Source organism: Rhodopseudomonas sp. BR0M22 (assembly GCF_010907035.1).
In the GTDB taxonomy this organism is placed as follows: Bacteria; Pseudomonadota; Alphaproteobacteria; order Rhizobiales; family Xanthobacteraceae; genus Rhodopseudomonas.
In genome coordinates this window covers 1-16,276 of sequence record NZ_QUMK01000007.1, presented here as the reverse complement: position 1 = coordinate 16,276, position 16,276 = coordinate 1, and the positions used below count along the sequence as shown (strand labels likewise).

The 16,276-nt window shown below is 62.3% G+C and carries 16 protein-coding genes and 2 tRNA genes; 12 read left to right on the top strand and 6 right to left on the bottom strand.

Translation table 11 applies throughout. From position 1 onward, the window contains the following. Positions 1-156: 156 nt before the first annotated feature. Positions 157-1,137, top strand: a complete 981-nt coding sequence (locus DY468_RS03495) for a lipid kinase (RefSeq protein ID WP_164602443.1) — start codon at positions 157-159, stop codon at positions 1,135-1,137. A gap of 67 nt (positions 1,138-1,204) precedes the next feature. Here DY468_RS03495 and efp read toward each other — a convergent pair whose 3' ends face one another. After that, positions 1,205-1,771 (bottom strand): elongation factor P, encoded by a 567-nt coding sequence (gene efp / locus DY468_RS03490; RefSeq protein ID WP_164602441.1) that lies wholly within the window; start codon positions 1,769-1,771, stop codon positions 1,205-1,207. A gap of 137 nt (positions 1,772-1,908) precedes the next feature. Between efp and epmA the strand changes: the two genes are divergently transcribed. The 3 genes from epmA (at position 1,909) to DY468_RS03475 (ending at position 4,478) form a co-directional block, all read left to right on the top strand. Further along, the gene (gene epmA / locus DY468_RS03485; protein WP_164602439.1) at positions 1,909-2,964 is read left to right on the top strand and encodes an EF-P lysine aminoacylase EpmA; all 1,056 of its coding nucleotides are present in this window, start codon (positions 1,909-1,911) and stop codon (positions 2,962-2,964) included. Beyond that, on the top strand, positions 2,961-4,052 hold the full coding sequence (locus DY468_RS03480; protein WP_164602437.1) for a lysine-2,3-aminomutase-like protein: 1,092 nt from the start codon (positions 2,961-2,963) through the stop codon (positions 4,050-4,052). The genes epmA and DY468_RS03480 overlap by 4 nt, the downstream gene beginning before the upstream one ends. A gap of 159 nt (positions 4,053-4,211) precedes the next feature. Next, positions 4,212-4,478 carry a hypothetical protein gene (locus DY468_RS03475; RefSeq protein ID WP_164602435.1) on the top strand — a complete coding sequence of 89 codons (267 nt, stop codon included), beginning with the start codon at positions 4,212-4,214 and terminating at the stop codon, positions 4,476-4,478. 27 nt (positions 4,479-4,505) lie between these two features. On the opposite strand, the gene DY468_RS03470 is transcribed toward DY468_RS03475, so the two are convergent. From DY468_RS03470 to DY468_RS03460, 3 genes are all read right to left on the bottom strand, one after another. Next, positions 4,506-5,096: an HdeD family acid-resistance protein gene (locus tag DY468_RS03470; protein WP_164602433.1), complete on the bottom strand. Its 591-nt coding sequence runs from the start codon at positions 5,094-5,096 to the stop codon at positions 4,506-4,508. A 1,378-nt stretch (positions 5,097-6,474) separates the two neighbouring features. After that, a complete protein-coding gene (locus DY468_RS03465; RefSeq protein WP_205511890.1) occupies positions 6,475-7,854 on the bottom strand; it encodes an MFS transporter in 1,380 nt (459 codons plus the stop codon). A gap of 51 nt (positions 7,855-7,905) precedes the next feature. Beyond that, on the bottom strand, positions 7,906-8,601 hold the full coding sequence (locus DY468_RS03460; protein WP_164602429.1) for a hypothetical protein: 696 nt from the start codon (positions 8,599-8,601) through the stop codon (positions 7,906-7,908). Between the two features lie 125 nt (positions 8,602-8,726). On the opposite strand from DY468_RS03460, the gene DY468_RS03455 reads away from it, so the two are divergent. Beyond that, a complete protein-coding gene (locus DY468_RS03455; RefSeq protein WP_164602427.1) occupies positions 8,727-8,879 on the top strand; it encodes a hypothetical protein in 153 nt (50 codons plus the stop codon). Positions 8,880-9,321: 442 nt separating this feature from the next. Next, on the top strand, positions 9,322-10,185 hold the full coding sequence (locus tag DY468_RS03450; protein ID WP_164602425.1) for a LysR family transcriptional regulator: 864 nt from the start codon (positions 9,322-9,324) through the stop codon (positions 10,183-10,185). A 387-nt stretch (positions 10,186-10,572) separates the two neighbouring features. On the opposite strand, the gene DY468_RS03445 is transcribed toward DY468_RS03450, so the two are convergent. Continuing rightward, positions 10,573-10,647, bottom strand: a tRNA-Glu gene (locus tag DY468_RS03445). A 339-nt stretch (positions 10,648-10,986) separates the two neighbouring features. Here DY468_RS03445 and DY468_RS03440 point away from each other — a divergent pair. Continuing rightward, on the top strand, positions 10,987-11,244 hold the full coding sequence (locus tag DY468_RS03440; RefSeq protein WP_164602423.1) for a PilZ domain-containing protein: 258 nt from the start codon (positions 10,987-10,989) through the stop codon (positions 11,242-11,244). Between the two features lie 270 nt (positions 11,245-11,514). Here the strand turns inward: DY468_RS03440 and DY468_RS03435 are convergent, their stop codons facing one another. Then, positions 11,515-11,964: a VOC family protein gene (locus DY468_RS03435; RefSeq protein WP_164602421.1), complete on the bottom strand. Its 450-nt coding sequence runs from the start codon at positions 11,962-11,964 to the stop codon at positions 11,515-11,517. A gap of 490 nt (positions 11,965-12,454) precedes the next feature. Between DY468_RS03435 and DY468_RS03430 the strand changes: the two genes are divergently transcribed. The 5 genes from DY468_RS03430 (at position 12,455) to DY468_RS03410 (ending at position 16,185) form a co-directional block, all read left to right on the top strand. After that, positions 12,455-13,216 (top strand): SIR2 family NAD-dependent protein deacylase, encoded by a 762-nt coding sequence (locus tag DY468_RS03430; protein WP_164602420.1) that lies wholly within the window; start codon positions 12,455-12,457, stop codon positions 13,214-13,216. Between the two features lie 203 nt (positions 13,217-13,419). Beyond that, positions 13,420-14,127, top strand: coding sequence for a cold-shock protein (locus tag DY468_RS03425; RefSeq protein ID WP_164602418.1), 708 nt, complete (start codon positions 13,420-13,422; stop codon positions 14,125-14,127). Positions 14,128-14,311: 184 nt separating this feature from the next. Continuing rightward, complete coding sequence (locus tag DY468_RS03420; protein ID WP_205511886.1) at positions 14,312-14,797, top strand: DUF192 domain-containing protein; 486 nt, start codon at positions 14,312-14,314, stop codon at positions 14,795-14,797. 93 nt (positions 14,798-14,890) lie between these two features. After that, positions 14,891-14,967 (top strand) — tRNA-Pro (locus tag DY468_RS03415). Positions 14,968-15,066: 99 nt separating this feature from the next. Beyond that, positions 15,067-16,185: a glycosyltransferase family 4 protein gene (locus tag DY468_RS03410; RefSeq protein WP_164602416.1), complete on the top strand. Its 1,119-nt coding sequence runs from the start codon at positions 15,067-15,069 to the stop codon at positions 16,183-16,185. Positions 16,186-16,276 lie beyond the last annotated feature (91 nt).

Sequence of the window (16,276 nt, the reverse complement as noted above, 5' to 3'; positions counted from 1 at the left end):
GGAACCGAACATGGTTCCCTGCGCCGGCAGCGACACGATGTCTCCGCCTGTGCCCTTGTACCGCCGCGCTCGAAACCCAACTGGTGACACCGACCCTTCTTCCGCAGCCTCGGGCATTCGAGGCGCAAGACAGCCGACAGCCAACGAGGAGTTGAGGTGGACCGCGAATCCGAAATCGGGCCGGATCTCGAGGAGGCTGCGCCGAGCGGCGGCTTCGGGCTCGGCAGCGCCGTTCCTCAAGGGGCGCCGACCCGCCGGCTGCTGATGGTGATCAATCGGGGCAGCCGCTCCGGCAGTCAGGCCGTCGGTCTGGCGGGCTCCAAGCTCAGCGCCGCGGGTTTCGACCTGATGGTTTCGGCGCCTTCCAGTCGCCACGAGGTCGCGCCGTGGATCGAAACCCATGCCGAAGGGGCCGCAGGCGTGGTGATCGCCGGCGGTGACGGCACATTGAACGCGGCAGCGCCTGCATTGGTGACTACCGGGCTACCGCTGGGCATCATCCCGGCCGGGACCGCCAACGATCTGGCGCGGACGCTCGGCCTGCCGCTCGATATGGAAGCTGCCGCAGACGTGATCGCGGCGGGGCATCTCAAGACCATCGACCTCGGAGACGTCAACGGCCACAACTTCTTCAACGTCGCAAGCGTTGGCCTGAGCGCAGATTTGGCGCGCGAACTGAGCGGCGAAAGCAAGCGCAGGTTCGGTCGCCTCAGCTACGCGCTCACCGCCGCGAAGGTGCTCAGCAAGGCGCGGCCGTTCCACGCCGTGATCGTGTCGGGCGATGAGCAGGTGCGGGTGAAAACCATGCAGGTCGCGGTCGGCAACGGTCGTTACTACGGCGGCGGCATGGCGGTGGAGCACACCGCCGAAATTGACGACGGCCAGTTCGATTTGTATTCGCTGGAATTTGCGCAGGTGTGGAAGCTGCTGGCGGTGGCCTACGACTTCCGCAAGGGCCGCCACGCATTGTGGCGCGAGGTGCGTGCCGCGCGGGGCACGTCGTTTGAAATTCGTACCCGTAAGCCGCGTCCAGTGAATGCCGATGGCGAGCTGGTGACGTTTACGCCGGCCCGGTTCGAGCTATTGCGCAACGCGGTCAGCGTGTTCGTGCCGAAACGGCCGCCGCCGCGCCCTTGAAGAACGCCAACGAAAAAGCCCGCCGGGATGCGGCGGGCTTTGCGGCAGTCAGCAGGGCTGATTGCAATTAGTCCTTGGCGCGCTCGACGTAGGAGCCGTCTTCGGTCAGTACGACGATGCGGGTTCCGGTGCCGATATGCGGAGGGACGGCGGTGCGGACGCCGTTGGACAGCACCGCCGGCTTATAGGACGACGATGCCGTCTGTCCCTTGGTGACCGGCTCGGTCTCCACGACTTCAAGCGTGGCGCGCTGGGGCAGGGTGATCGCGACGGCCGTGGTGTCGTGCATCGACAGCTTCACCACCATGCCTTCCTGCAGATAAGGGGCGGACGATCCGACCACGTCCTTCGAGACCTGGACCTGATCGTAGGATTCCGGCTCCATGAAGTGGAACCCTTCGCCATCCTCGTAGAGGAAGCTGTAGTTGCGCTCTTCGATGGTGACCTTTTCGACCTGGTCGGTGGTCTTGTAGCGCTCCGAGATCTTCACGCCGTCGCTGATTCGGCGCATTTCGATCTGACTGACGGGCGTGCCCTTGCCGGGATGAATGTTTTCGGCAGACAGGACAACGTAAAGCTTCCCATCTTGCTCGAGGACGTTGCCCTTGCGAATAGAACTGGCGATGACTCTCAAAGGAATGTTTCCTGTCGTTCAGGTCCGGGCCCGATCCGGGCGTTGGTATCCCGAGGCCGAAACGGTTTCGGGGCGCAACATACTGATTTGTGGCGCTGATGCCAGTGTTTTGCGCGGCCGGATGGGGGCGACTTGAGATGGAGGCGACAAGCCAACCGTCGCCCTGGTGGAACAGGGATAGGTATCTGGACCGTCAGCCATTTTTGCGTGCGCGGGGCGCGGTGACGCGAGCCGTGCGCGGCTGGTTCGAGGGCGCGGATTTCACCGAGGTGGAGACCGCCGTCCTGCAAATCTCGCCAGGCAACGAGACCCATCTGCACGCGCCGCGGACCGAACTGCAGGGCCCTGATGGCGAACGGCGGACCCGATATCTGCGGACCTCGCCGGAGTTCGCCTGCAAGAAGCTGCTCGCCGCCGGCGAGACGCGAATCTTCGAACTCGCCCGGGTGTTTCGTGACCGTGAGCGCGGCCGGGTGCATCTGCCGGAGTTCACCATGCTGGAGTGGTATCGCGCCGATGCGCCGTACCGGCAGGTGATCGACGACACCATCGCGCTGATCCGCGTCGCGGCCGACGCCACCGGAATCGGGGCGTTCTCGTTCAGGGGGCGCCGCGCCGATCCGCAGGCCGATCCCGAGCTCGTGACGGTGGCTGAGGCATTTACCCGCTACGCCGGCATCGACCTGCTGGCGACAATCGTTGCAGGCGAGGGGGATCGCGCGGCGCTGGCGTCGGCCGCTGCCAACAGAGTGCGGATTGCCGACGACGACACTTGGTCCGACATCTTCAGCAAGGTGCTGGTCGAGCATGTCGAACCGCGGCTCGGCGACGGACGGCTGACGGTGCTCAGCGAATACCCGGCGCCCGAAGCGGCGCTGGCCCGGGCCAAGCCCGACGACCCACGCGTCGCCGAACGGTTCGAGCTGTATGCCTGCGGGGTTGAGCTCGCCAATGGCTTCGGCGAGCTCACCGACGCGAGCGAGCAGCGGGCCCGTTTCGTCGCGGCGATGGACGAGAAGGAGCGGCGTTACGGCGAGCGCTATCCGCTCGACGAGGCGTTTCTCGCGGCAGTCGCTGAAATGCCGGAAGCCAGCGGCGTGGCGCTCGGCTTCGACCGCCTGGTGATGCTGGCTGCCGGCGCAACGACGATCGATCAGGTGGTGTGGACGCCGCCGGCGGGCGAGGGCTCATGACCAAGGTCACGCGATTGCACACGCCGGCTTCGGCGACGTTGCGTCAGGCCGCCGAGCTGATCGACGAAGGCCTTGCTGCTGCCGAAGATCGCGCGGTGCTTGAAGAAATCTCGGCGCGCTACGCCATTTCGGTGACGCCGGCGGTGGCGGCGCTGATCGATCGCGACGATCCCGACGATCCGATCGCGCGGCAGTACATCCCGCGCGCCGACGAACTCGTGACATTGCCCGTCGAGCGCGACGATCCGATCGGTGATGCCGCGCATTCGCCGGTCGAAGGCATCGTGCATCGCCATCGTGATCGGGTGCTTTTCAAGCCGGTGCACGTCTGCGCGGTGTATTGCCGGTTCTGCTTCCGCCGGGAGATGGTCGGCCCCGGCAAGGACAATGCGTTGTCGCGCGAGGCGACCGCTGCGGCGCTGGACTACATCCGTGCGCACGACGAGATCTGGGAGGTGATTTTCACCGGCGGCGATCCGCTGATGCTGTCGCCGCGCCGGCTCGGCGAGATCATGGGCGAACTCGCTGACATCGAGCACGTCAAGATCGTCCGCTTTCATACCCGGCTGCCCGTTGCCGATCCAGCACGGGTGACGCCCGATTTGGTTCGGGCTCTGCGTGCGCCCGGGAAAACGACCTGGCTTGCGCTGCACGCCAATCACCCGCGCGAATTGACTGAAGCTGCGCGCGCGGCGTGCGCGCGGATCGTCGACGCCGGGATTCCCATGGTCAGCCAATCGGTGCTGTTGCGCGGTGTCAACGACGACGTGGCGACGCTGGAGGCGCTGATGCGCGCCTTCGTGGCATGCCGCATCAAGCCGTACTACCTGCATCATGGCGATCTCGCGCCCGGTACCGCGCATCTGCGGACGACGCTCGCAGAAGGTCAGGCCTTGATGCGGGCACTGCGCGGCAGTGTTTCCGGACTTTGCCAGCCGGAGTATGTGCTCGACATTCCTGGCGGCTACGGCAAGGCGCCGATTGGCCCCAATTATTTGTCGGACGGAGATGGAACTGAAGCGGATTCGCGCTATCGTGTCGCCGACTATTGCGGCGAGGTGCATTTGTATCCGCCGCAGTCGGGATGAGCGATGGTTCACCGTCGCTCCAGAGGCACCGCAACTGAGCGGAGCGTAATGCGTTGGTGCGAGGTCGGCGCGGGATTGCTGGCTGAAGACGATCGCTTGGCTGCCGGCGGCGTCGCAGACCAGCATCGCGGCGGCAACTTGGATGGAAGGAGAGCTCCGATGAAACCTGTAATGATCGCAGCCGCGATCCTGACACTGAGTGGGGGCGTTGCATTCGCACAGTCCGGCTCTGGCGGAGCCTCGACCTCGTCACCCGGTTCGACGATGTCGCCGGGCGCCTCGAGCGGATCGGGGACCAGACAGGCACCGATCGGTCATCTGCAGCCGCGACGGTCGGACACGCCGTCGGAGCGGTCGATCGATCAGGTCGATCCGCGGGACGCTGCGCTCGACCGCAAGATCAAGAGCATCTGCCGCGGCTGCTGACGCGAGCCGCGGCCAACGCTTATCGGATCAGCTTGCCTTGCGAGCGGCGAGGGCCATCGCGATCAACGAGGTCCCGCCGAACACGAGGTTGATGCCGATCAGCAGTCCGATCGCCCAGGCTGTGCCTGGCCAGCCCGAGATGATGATGAACGCCACCAGGATGTCGGCGACACCGGCTGCGAGCATCCAGCCCCAGCGTTCCGACATCCGGCCACGATGCTGGAACGCATACATGATGGTGGCAACGCCTTCGGCGAGGAAGTAGACGCCGACGATGAAGGTGAGGGTCAGCGTGCCTTGCAGCGGCATCGCGATCAGCACCAGGCCTGCGATCAATGCGAGCGCCGCGGACAGCAGCGACCACCAGAAGCCAGGCCCCTTCCGCGCCCAGATCGAGAAACCGACGCCCGCCACGCCGGCGATGAAGAACAGCCAGCCCAGCATGATGGTGAAGGTGAGGCTGGCGAGCAGCGGTAGCAGGATGGCCGCAAAGCCGATGATCAGCAGCAGAATGCCCTCGAACAAATAGGCCTTCCAGTGATCGCGAATGGCCGCCTCGACGCGGGCCTGCAAGCGCGCGACATCTTCGGGACGAAGGCCGTCATCTGGCATCGACATGGGAGGTTCTCCTTCAAGGGTTCCCGAACAGGAACCTACATCGCGCAACGCCCGTCGGTGGGAAAAGGTTTCGCGGTATTCATCTGCATCATCTGCGAGCGTGACAGCGATCGAACCAGCGCGGGAATCGGTTAATCATAGCGCTTGATTGCGACGACTTTGGCGGGCGTGGCACAATGATCCCAGCCGTTTTGCATCTTGTCGCGTTGGCACTTGCGATCACACTGTTTGTATTCGCCTGATCGGCTTTCTTGACGATTGGTCTGTGCGACGGCCCCGCGGTATCGCGGCCGCTCAGCGATCTCCGGCTGCCGTCGAGCGGTTGCAGCGGGAAATCGGGCTTGTTTGTCGACGATGGACCGAGGTCGACATGGCCGCTATCCCGATATTCGATTCCTTAGATGATGAATTTAGGTGTATATACTGGGAAATATTCAATCATAGATTGTTGTCCTCGCGAAATTCTCGCGGGCCAATCAGTTTCTGTTCGGTGCCGTTATGGGAACAGAGATGCGACCGCGATGCACGCGCTGCGGAGCGCGCACAGGCCTCGCCCGGATTTCGCCGGTTCGGTCACTTGAATTGCGAATCTACGAATGCCCGACTTGCGGACAAACCGACTATTACGAAGTTAGTCCGGCCCCGAATACTGCCTGGACTCTTCTGGCCGACGAGCGTCTGGCGGGAATTATTGCTGCGCTGAAAAACAAGGATGGCGCTCCCTAGCGGACTGTTAGGAAGGAATTTGTTTAACGCACTGAACTCGTTATTCAACCGTCGGCTTATGTGCTGGATGATGTGTTGAAGTTGCGCAGACTGCATCAACAAACCATCAAGCATGATGGAGATGCCGGCCGTCGCGGTTCATCGTTCTGGTATCCGCATCGCGGAAGAAGGCCACCGAGGATCAGGGGGCGCTTGACCTCGAAACCGACACCGAAAACGCTCTGATCGATGAAATCCGCGGCTATATCGACAGCTGGCGGGCGCTGCGCAATCCTGCTGACTGGCAAGTTATCGGTACGACCCAGCGGCTCCTGGAGCACTGGCGTCATCACCAGTTCAACGGCCCGAGGCCATTCCTCTGTCAGGTCGAAGCCGGCAGCGACAAGACCACCGTGATGGCGATGCTCCTGTACGTCTTGCGGCGAGCGCACCGCGCTGGCGCGAATCCCCCCGATCGAGTTGATCCACGAGGTTCGGATGTTCGAATGCAGCAGCTGCGGTCAGGTCGATCGCTATGCCGTCAAGTCCGGCCCGGATTCCGATTGGCTCTTGCTGTCCGACTCCAGCGCGAAGAATGGAAGCCTGAGAGTTCGCGCGAATTGAGCCTCCCCGAAAAAGGGGGCATCGCGGCGCGGATTTGGGCGACATTTTTCTAGCGATGGATCCGCAGCATACTGAACAGCGCGGATAGCGAGCAGATCGCACAGGCGACGCCGAACACCGAAGCGATGAAGCTGCCGCCGGCGCTGCCCGCCAGGCCGTTCGACAGCACGATGATCATCGCGACCAATGCGGCTCCGATCGATTGCCCCGCCGTTCGGGCCGTCGACAGGACGCCGGACGCCGTCACGGCTCGGCGCTTTTCGACGTTCGAGAACATTTCCTTGTTGTTCGGTGGCAGGAAAAAGCCGTAGCCGACGCCGCAGATCGCGATCCGCCAAACCAGGTCGACGATCGTGGCGTCCCGAGGCAAGACCGCGAGCGACGCGAAGCCGATGCAAAACAGAGCGACTCCGGCGGTCGAAATGTGGGTCGCGTTGAACTTGGCCGAGAGGCTTCCCGACAGCGGCGCGCAGATTGCGACGGCGAGTGGCCACGCCGTGAAGATCAAGGACGAGGTCAGGACGCTATAGGAATAGGTGTGCTGCAGCACGAACGGCAACGCGACCAGTGCCATGCCCTGCGAGACGAACATCGTGACCGACGACAATACGGCAAACGAGTAGCGTCGCTGGGTGAAGATATCCAGCGGCAGCAGTGGACTCTTGGCTTTGGTCTGAATGAATAGGAAGATCGCGAGCAGGATCGCGGATGTCGCCAGGAGCAGCCCGACCGTGAGGTCACTCCACCGTCCGATTTCGTCGACGGCCACGACCAGCAAGCCGAATGCCCCGGCGGAGGTAAATGCACCTGCAAAGTCGAAGCCCGTTTCGCTCGCCGAGTCCAGGCCGAGGAAACTGATGGAGAAATAGATCGCCACGAGGCCGAGCGGGATGTTGATGTAGAACAGCCAGGGCCAAGACAGATATGAGATAATCAGCCCGCCAAGCGCAGGGCCGACCGCGGTGCCGATCGCGAATGCCAGCGCGTTGAGGCCGAAGATCATGCCCAGCGCGCTCGGCGGGAATATCGCGCGATACAGGCCTAGACCGACGCTGATCATGATCGCGTAGCTGATGCCCTGTGCAACTCTCATGAAGACGAGCATCGCAAACGTCGTGGAGACCGCACAGCCGAGCGAGGATAGCGTGAACAGCACCATCCCGATCGCGTAAAACCGACGCTCGCCCAGTCTGGCACCCAGCGAAGCGAAGATCAGCATCGTAGATGCGCTGGCCACCTGATAGCCGTTCGCCACCCAGATCACCGAGGCGGAATCGACCTCCAGCGCTTGCGCGATCGATGGAAGCGCAATGTTGACGATCGAGCTGTCGATCGCGGCCATCAGCACGCCGATCAGAATCGCCGCCGCCGCAAAATAGCGTCGCGGAGCCGCAAAACCGGTCTCCAGGGTTTCTACTGCAGATGACATGGTCGTTCTCATTGGAGCTTCAGTGCATTGCGGCCGATTCTGACATGTCGGTCAGCCCGATCTCGTCTGAAAGCCTTCCAGAAACAGCAGGCAGCCGAGCAGCAACACATCCTCCGGTCGGGCGGCCATAGGATGTTCAGGCGCCACCCACGGCCGCCCCGTTCCGTTGATCCGCATACTGCGAAGGAAGCAGTAGACAGTGAGGGCATAGAATTTTGGGATTTCCGCCGGGTCCAACCAGCCGAATAATCCGGACATGCCTCTTAGTTCCGGAATTCCCTCGAGAATCCGCCGGTGCTCATCGTTTCTGATCACAAACAAGACCGAATTCGACATGGGAACGATTTTGACGGCGTCGACAATTTCCGTCGCAAGCTCATGCCAAAACGAGAAGACGAAGCGAGATAAGCCGAACAACGGGTCGATACCGCGCACCGAGTAGTCCGGGTCGATAAAGGCGACCTGTTCGGTTGCCTCGTCGTAGAGCACATTACCGAAGTGGAAATTGAGGTGGGCGGTCTCGATAGGCCGGAGTTGATATCGCGAGGCGATGATCGGGATACCCCTTTCGAGGTGGCTGCTAAACGTTGCGTTGACGGGCAATTTGGTGCGGTCGCTGTCACCGGCCGCAAGTACTGCGCAGCCGATGGAGACCAGCAAGCAGAACCGCGCCATCTGCAGTGCGTCTTGGTAGAACGAGGTGTCGTCGTGGATGAGGTCGACCATTGTTGCGTCGAATGCAGCCATGCCGTCGTGCTCGTGCGAATTTCTGTCATCCCGATGGATGCGACGTTGCGACGTCGACCGCGATCACGAAATGATACGATCGACGTCTCTTGTCGCTGAGTATGATCGGTAGGGGCGACCGACGGATGCCGCAAACGAGTAATTTCGATGGCGCGATCGACGTGGTCGATACGCAATTCCCCGAGGTGCGTTACTGCTGCAAGTTGGTGGCGTTTGAAGATGAGGGATGTGTCGCCGAGATGCCGATGGACATGCAAGATGACGTCGCCTTGAAGTAAATCTTGCGCAAGGAGAGGTGCCGCGGGATGCTGGCGACGATGGGCTGCGAAGCGCAGGTGAGGCTTGATATCGGGGCCTGCAGCACAAGACGTTCAACGGTCGGCATGCTGCTGTCGTTTTTTGGCTCCATGATCCGACGTTGGAGACATTGCTTATTCAATGATCGGTTTGAGTCGGCGATGAGGGGGACACGGCCGTTCAGAGTTGTTTGATCCGCAGGGAAGGACGCGGCTTTGCGCGACTTAATGTTGGTATTTTGGGATTGCGAGACAGGGGGCGACTTATGGCTCCCTCATCTTGGTCTGACCTTTTTCGGTTGTTGGTGGTGGCCTCTCATGAATGAAGCACGGGGCTTCGTCATAGGAGCCGGTGGACCGGAGGCTTCGATCGCCGTCCGGAATAGCTCTGACCTGACAACAACGGCGCGTGGGATGGTGGAGTATGAATATCAATGAATTGATGGCGTTCGTCGAAGTTGTCGAGTCGGGCAGTATGACCCTGGCGGCCGGGCGCCTGCATCGGGTCCAGTCGAGCATCTCGCAACGGATTAAACGACTGGAGGAGCAACTCGGCGTCACGCTGTTCGACCGAGGCAACGGTTTAGTGCCGACGGCGGAGGGACAACTTCTCTACGACTACGGCAAGAGGATTGTCTGCCTCATCGAGGAATGCGAATGGCGGTTCAGGCGTGGGCTGGCGAGAGACGTTCTCCGACTTGGCGTCATCGAGTGTATGCCGGCGCCGATCATCGATCGGATTATGGATGTGAATGATGCTGATGGTGTCGAGCTGAATATCGTTGTCGGAAATACGATGAGTCTGATTCACAGTCTCAATAATGACGAGCTCGACGCGGTCATCGTCGGAGCGGGGTTTGCCGGCGCGGACCATGTCCGCGTGCCACTTTTTTCCGACAAGCTGGTTCTCGTGACGGAGAGAAGCGCGGCGAAAATCGATTCGATCGCAGACTTGAACGATAGTGCCTTCCTTCTGCGGAGCAAAAAGTCGGCTTCATTCCGGAATCTGGAGATATTGTTTTTGGAAGGCTGTATCGTGCCGCGTCGGGTGGTGGAGTGCGGGTCCTATCCGATCCTTTTCATGAATGTGAAAAAGGGAAACGGAGTGTCACTGGTCTTGAACTCGTCAGTGAGCGGCGGCCTCAGGGATGAGATCAGGGTTCACGAGATTCAAGGACGTTTCTCGAAGTTCGATGTCGAATTGCTGTATCGCAGGACGGTCTCACATGCGTCGATGACGTTCTTCCGGCAGACGGTCGTCGATGCACTTGCCAGCAGGGCGCCGTAAGGCGCGAAGACGATCGGCTAAGCGCATAGTCTGGAACGGCGTTTAGGTGGCTGTGGTTGTCGACGTCTGGGCAGGCATGCAGTCAGGGTCGGCTTGGCTGAGGGAGAACCTGAAGGAGCATTCGCTGGAGCAGCCCACTGCAGAAACTGGAAGGGGCTTGACTATCGTGGCTGCCGGAAGCGATCGCTCCCGAGTTCCGCGGAAGAGCATTGCGGTGCCGCTATTGCAGTGGTTGGGCGCGGTGGCTCTCGTCTTCACCTCGGAACGTTGAGCTGGAATGTCCAGCCGGCTCCGCGGCGGCATACATGACTAGCCATCGTGTGTTGAATCCTGTGTTTTTTCACAGGCTGAGACGGCTCAGATTCAATGATTTCAGAAGGTTAGCTGTGGCGCTCCCTAGCGGAATCGAACCGCTCTCTCCACCGTGAAAGGGTGGCGTCCTAACCGATAGACGAAGGGAGCGTAACCGCCGGACGCGCGCGACATGGACATCGCGAGCAGACGGAAACGCACGGTTTTACCCGAAACGGCAGCTTCAACGTGGCCGGGGAACCGGCCCGCCGCGAAGCAGCGGCGAACGTATAGAGGCGTTTTTTCCGAGGGGCAAGCGGTCTGCGGAGCGATCTGCCGATACCCCGACTTTTCGCTAAATCTTGCAACGATTTTTCAACAGCCGCGGACCTAGAGCAGGAGCAGTTCTGAGCAATCGGAGCTGCAGTTCTCGCGTCGAACGCTGGATGCGGCGGGTCGTGCGCATCGGATTCGCCGGCAAGTTCGGCGGAGCAGGTCGAGGAGTCAGCGATGGCCAAGGACAAGACCAAACGCGAACAGCGCAAGTCTGTGCGCCAGCGTGGATGGATCACGCTCGACGGTGGCTTTGCTGCTCGTCCCTGCGAGGTGCTCGATCTGTCGAGCTCCGGGGCCAAACTGGTTCTGAGCGAGGCGGAGTCGCTCGGGGCCCGGCTGCGGCTGGGATTCACGCGAGATGCGCGTCAGGGCCGATCCTGCGAAGTGGTCTGGCGAAGCGGCACGACGCTCGGCGTCAAATTCGTCAATTGAGCAAACGCGGCGTCTGCCGACGTAAAACGGGCTCCGCAAGTTGCGGAGCCCGCGGCGACCGGCGAGCGGTCGTCGATCTCAGTGGCCGAAAAACAGCCACAGCAAGATGATGATCGGGATCGGAACGCCGATCAGCCACAGCAAAAGTCCTCGCGCCATTGATGTCCTCCGTTGGTTACTCGACCAACGCGAGCTACGGCGCGTCGTTCCTTGCCGTCAGGCGGCCTCGATTCCCGGAACGACGCTATATTCTGTCGGCGCGATCCCGCCTCACCAATGGCCGGTGTTCGGCATCGAGGCCCACGGCTCCTGCGGCGGCAAGGCTTCGCCCTTCTGCAACAGCTCGACCGAATGCAGATCCGGCGACCGCACGAACGCCATCTGGCCGTCGCGCGGGGGACGGTTGATGGTGATGCCGAGCTTCATCAGTCGCTCGCAGGTCGCGTAGATGTCGTCGACCTCGAAAGCGAGATGGCCGAAGAATCGATCCTCGCCATAGCTCTCCTCATCCCAATTGTAGGTCAGCTCGATCGTCGGGGCAGGGCGTCCCTTCGATTGCTTCACCAGATCCTCGTCTTCCGGTGCGCACAGGAACAGCAGCGTGAACTTGCCCTTGTCGTTGTCGATGCGGCGGACCTCCTTGAGGCCCAGCGCGCCGCTGAAGAACTGCAGAGCGGTGTCGAGATTGCGGACGCGCAGCATGGTGTGCAGGTAACGCATGTGGTCTTGTTCTCCTTCGGGCGAAGCGCTGATGCTCTTGGATGGAAGGACAGTGACGGAAAGTCTGGGCTGCATTCAAGCGGCGCTTCAATAAGCGCGATCCTCCTGAACCCACCCCCAAAAACAATAAGGCCCGGAGCCGGGGCTCCAGACCTTATGCTCGCTCGGAGGAGGTGCCGCGAAGGGACACAAGACCACCGAGCACAGCGGTTTCGCATCCGATCGCACCGGATACCCGACGAAAAGAGCCCCGCCTTGGAGGTCGCGCGGGGCTCTTTCAGAGGAGGTCATCCGTAGAGACGGGTTCAACTATCCGACCCACGCGGCCCTCTTGCAATTCAAAAAAATGTGGCTTCGAATCTGGGCAAGGGATCCATCAGCTCGGTCGCGGTGCTGACGCGTCGGTGCGGGCGCGGCCTTGTGCCACGGTTTCGGCTCGAAGCGCGCGGATTCTGGCGCGACGAGAGGGTATTCTTGAAATGATCCAACCATGATCGCACCCAGCCTCTCCAGTGGGGTCGAACAGCTCGGCGATATGATCGCAAACGCGGCTTCGATCGTGCCTTTTACCGGCGCTGGCATTTCGACCGAATCCGGCATTCCAGATTTCCGATCGCCCGGTGGGTTGTGGAGCCGCAACCAGCCGATCCCGTTCGACGAATTCGTCGCCCGTCAGGACGCGCGCGACGAAGCCTGGCGCCGACGTTTCGCAATGGAGCAGACGTTTGCCAAAGCGCGGCCCGGCCGCGGCCATCGTGCTCTGGCATCGCTGTACAAGGCCGGCAAGGTGCCGGCGATCATCACGCAGAACATCGACAATCTGCATCAGGTGTCCGGCTTCGCCGAACACGACGTCGTCGAACTCCACGGCAACACGACTTACGCGCGCTGTATCGGTTGTGGCAAACGTCACGAGCTCGCTTGGGTGCACGATTGGTTTCAACGCACCGGCCATGCGCCGCATTGCACCGCCTGCGACGAGCCGGTGAAGACCGCGACGGTATCGTTCGGTCAGGCAATGCCGCCGGATGCGATGCGTCGCGCGACCGAGCTCGCGCAGCATTGCGATCTATTCATTGCGATCGGTTCATCGCTCGTGGTGTGGCCCGCTGCGGGATTTCCGATGCTCGCAAAAGAGTGCGGCGCCAAGCTCGTGATCATCAACAACGAACCGACCGAGCAGGATGAAATCGCCGATCTGGTGATCCGTCACGACATCGGCGACACGCTCGGACCGTTCGTCGGCAACTAAACCTCGTAAGATTCGCAGGCTTTCAAGGCTGTTTATAGTTGTCGCGTAACGATTTTTTTGTCTTTGCCGTTCTGGCCACGATGTTATCTTCGAATCAACAGATTCGCGGCGGCACAATCCAGAGTAGTTGAGAGGACGTTCCGCGAATCATCGTCGTCGCAGACGCGGCGAATTGTTTGATGACGTGCGCGGGGTCCGGGGTCATGGGGTCGGACGGATTTGAGTCCAAGAAGCCGGGTATTTTGCCCGCAGCTAGCGCTGCGAAGCCGAGAGCGGCGGAGTTTCCAGCAGGCGATTTTTCGCCGCGAGACTTCGGAGCCGGCGCGCACCGCGAACTCTCGACATCCCGCGATGTGAATCCGCGCGATGCCTTTGCCGGCCTCGGCGATACGGCGAACCTGGTCGAGATCAGCGGCGTCATCAAGTGGTTCGACGCATCCAAGGGGTACGGCTTCGTCGTCCCCGACAATGGGTGGCCGGATGTCTTGCTGCACGTCACCGTGCTGCGACGCGACGGCTATCAGACCGCCTACGAGGGCGCACGCATCGTCGTCGAATGCGTTCAGCGCGCGAAGGGCTATCAGGCGTTCCGTGTCGTCTCGATGGACGAGTCGACCGCGATCCATCCGGCCCAGATGCTGCCGGCACGCACGCATGTCAGCGTGACGCCGACCAGCGGGCTGGAACGCGCTCAGGTGAAATGGTTCAACCGGCTGCGCGGCTTCGGCTTTCTCACCTGCGGCGAGGGCACGCCCGACATCTTCGTGCACATGGAGACGCTGCGCCGCTACGGCATGACCGAGCTGCGTCCGGGCCAGTATGTGCTGGTGCGGTTCGGACCGGGCTCGAAGGGCATGATGGCGGCCGAGATCCAGCCCGAGAACGGCGCACCGGGATTGTCCTCGCACTGATCTCGCTCGGCCCGGCGTATCGGCGCGCGACCCACCCCGCGTTCTTGATTGGGCCATCCTTGATCGCCAATTTGTGAATCGGCGGGCGCCTGCCGCGTGTGCTCTTTGCGCGGCGTAAGTGCGTTCGGCATGATCCCGGCGGCGATGCGCTGCCATGGCGCCCGCGAAACACAGGTTCGATTCCATGCAGGCTTCTGAAATGTTCAAGTTCCGCCGGCTGCGGTGGCTGGGTGCGCTCGCGATGGCGGCGATGCTGTGCGGCCTTCTGGTGCACGGCGCGGTCGCGGCGCAGATGCAGTCGCTGGAGATCGTCGGCAAGACCGGCGTGCATGTGTTCACCGTTGAGATCGCCACCACCGACCAGGAGCGGGAAGTCGGCCTGATGTACCGCAAGAGCCTGCCGGACGGGCAGGGGATGCTGTTCGACTTCCGGCCCGAGCAGCAAGTCTCGATGTGGATGAAGAACACCTACATTCCGCTCGACATGATCTTCATCCGCGGCGATGGCACCATTCTGCGGATCGCCGAAAATACCGAGCCGCTGTCGACCCGCATCATCGCCTCCGGCGGGCCCGTCGCGGGCGTGCTCGAGGTCTCGGGCGGCACCGCCAAGAAGCTGGGCATCGCGGCCGGTGACCGGGTGGCGCATCCGCTGTTCAAGTCGCACTGATGTTCAAGTCGCACGGAGCCCGGCTTGCTGGGGTGCCGTGAACCGTGTATCGACGGCCGTCTGCCTCCGGATCATGGATTTGGGGGCATGGATCGGGGTATAGCGCAGCCTGGTAGCGCGGCAGTTTTGGGTACTGCAGGTCGTTGGTTCGAATCCAGCTGCCCCGACCAACCGCCCTTTTGATTTTGCGACGGATTTGGCGTTCGCCCCGTCGGCACGCGAGCGATGTCGAAAGTCGTCGTCGCGCGTGAAGCTGGGGAGTTCGGCCGATGAGGATCGCCCTGGCGATCGTGTCGCTGTTCCCGAGCGGCGGCTTGCAGCGAGACTGCATGGGGATCGCCCGGCGGCTGATGTCGCGCGGTCACGACGTCACCATTCTGGCCTCGCGTGTGCAAGGCGAGTTGCCGACCGACCTGAACATCGAGCTGCTGCCGGTCAGCGCCTGGAGCAATCATGGTCGGGATTTGGGTTTTGCCGAAGCGGCGGCGCAGCGCAAATCAGCATTCGACCGGCTCGCCGGCTTCGGCAAACTGACCGATCTCGACGTACTGTACTGCGCCGATGGCTGTGACAAGGCGCGGCCTTCGCGGTGGTCGGATCGCTTCACCGCGCGCCGCCGGATAAAGCTTGCGCTGGAGGCCGCGAGTTTTGCGCCCGGACGACCAACGCAGTGCCTGTTGCTGAGCCAGAACCAGCTCGACAACTTCCAACAGGCCTGGGGCACCGAACCGGAGCGTTTGGCGCTGATGCCGCCGACGATCGATCCTGGCCGGCGGCATCCGGAGCTGCGACAAGACGGTACGCGGGAGCGGATCAGGGGCGAGTTCGGCGTCGGTGCCGACACGATCGTCTGGCTGGCGGTCGCGGCGCATCCTTTGACGAAGGGCCTCGACCGAGCGGTTGCGGCACTTGCGGCCTTTCCAGAGGCTCGGCTGGTGGTGGCCGGGGTGGCCGACGACAGCAAACAGGGGCGGTTGATGCGCCAGCTCGCCGACGACGCCAAGGTGTCGGACCGCGTCGTGCTGCTCGGCATGCGGCGCGACATTCCCGAATTGATGGCGGGGGCGGACCTGCTGATCCATCCGGCGCGGGTCGACACCACCGGCACCGTGATCCTGGAGGCGGTGGTCAACGGCCTGCCGGTGATCACCACCGCTGTGTGCGGCTATGCGCGCCATGTTGCGGCGGCCGATGCCGGCGTGGTGCTGCCGGAAGCGTTCGGTCCCGGCAATCTGATCGAGGCGCTGCGTCAGGCGTCGGCAGCGGGGCGCCGCGCGTCATGGAGCGAGAACGGCGCCAGCTACGGCGCCAGCAATGACCTCTATTCCGGGCTCGACCGCGCCGCCGCGATCATCGCCGGCGAAACCACCGTCGCGCTGTCGTCCTGAAGCTGCGACCGGGCCACCTGAGGTTCCGCCGCCGAAGCGGCCGGGCTGTCTCTTATACCCATCTGACGCTGCCGACGACGGGCTGTGTCGA

Coding starts and splice junctions, on each gene's coding strand:
- DY468_RS03420 (WP_205511886.1), top strand. CDS start 14,312: ATGCAGGCTTCTGAAATGTTCAAGTTCCGCCGGCTGCGGTGGCTGGGT.
- DY468_RS03460 (WP_164602429.1), bottom strand. CDS start 8,601: ATGGCTGCATTCGACGCAACAATGGTCGACCTCATCCACGACGACACC.
- epmA (WP_164602439.1), top strand. CDS start 1,909: ATGGAGGCGACAAGCCAACCGTCGCCCTGGTGGAACAGGGATAGGTAT.
- DY468_RS03435 (WP_164602421.1), bottom strand. CDS start 11,964: ATGCGTTACCTGCACACCATGCTGCGCGTCCGCAATCTCGACACCGCT.
- DY468_RS03465 (WP_205511890.1), bottom strand. CDS start 7,854: ATGTCATCTGCAGTAGAAACCCTGGAGACCGGTTTTGCGGCTCCGCGA.
- DY468_RS03410 (WP_164602416.1), top strand. CDS start 15,067: ATGAGGATCGCCCTGGCGATCGTGTCGCTGTTCCCGAGCGGCGGCTTG.
- DY468_RS03425 (WP_164602418.1), top strand. CDS start 13,420: ATGGGGTCGGACGGATTTGAGTCCAAGAAGCCGGGTATTTTGCCCGCA.
- DY468_RS03475 (WP_164602435.1), top strand. CDS start 4,212: ATGAAACCTGTAATGATCGCAGCCGCGATCCTGACACTGAGTGGGGGC.
- DY468_RS03470 (WP_164602433.1), bottom strand. CDS start 5,096: ATGTCGATGCCAGATGACGGCCTTCGTCCCGAAGATGTCGCGCGCTTG.
- DY468_RS03440 (WP_164602423.1), top strand. CDS start 10,987: ATGGCCAAGGACAAGACCAAACGCGAACAGCGCAAGTCTGTGCGCCAG.
- DY468_RS03480 (WP_164602437.1), top strand. CDS start 2,961: ATGACCAAGGTCACGCGATTGCACACGCCGGCTTCGGCGACGTTGCGT.
- DY468_RS03455 (WP_164602427.1), top strand. CDS start 8,727: ATGCCGCAAACGAGTAATTTCGATGGCGCGATCGACGTGGTCGATACG.
- DY468_RS03450 (WP_164602425.1), top strand. CDS start 9,322: ATGAATATCAATGAATTGATGGCGTTCGTCGAAGTTGTCGAGTCGGGC.
- DY468_RS03430 (WP_164602420.1), top strand. CDS start 12,455: ATGATCGCACCCAGCCTCTCCAGTGGGGTCGAACAGCTCGGCGATATG.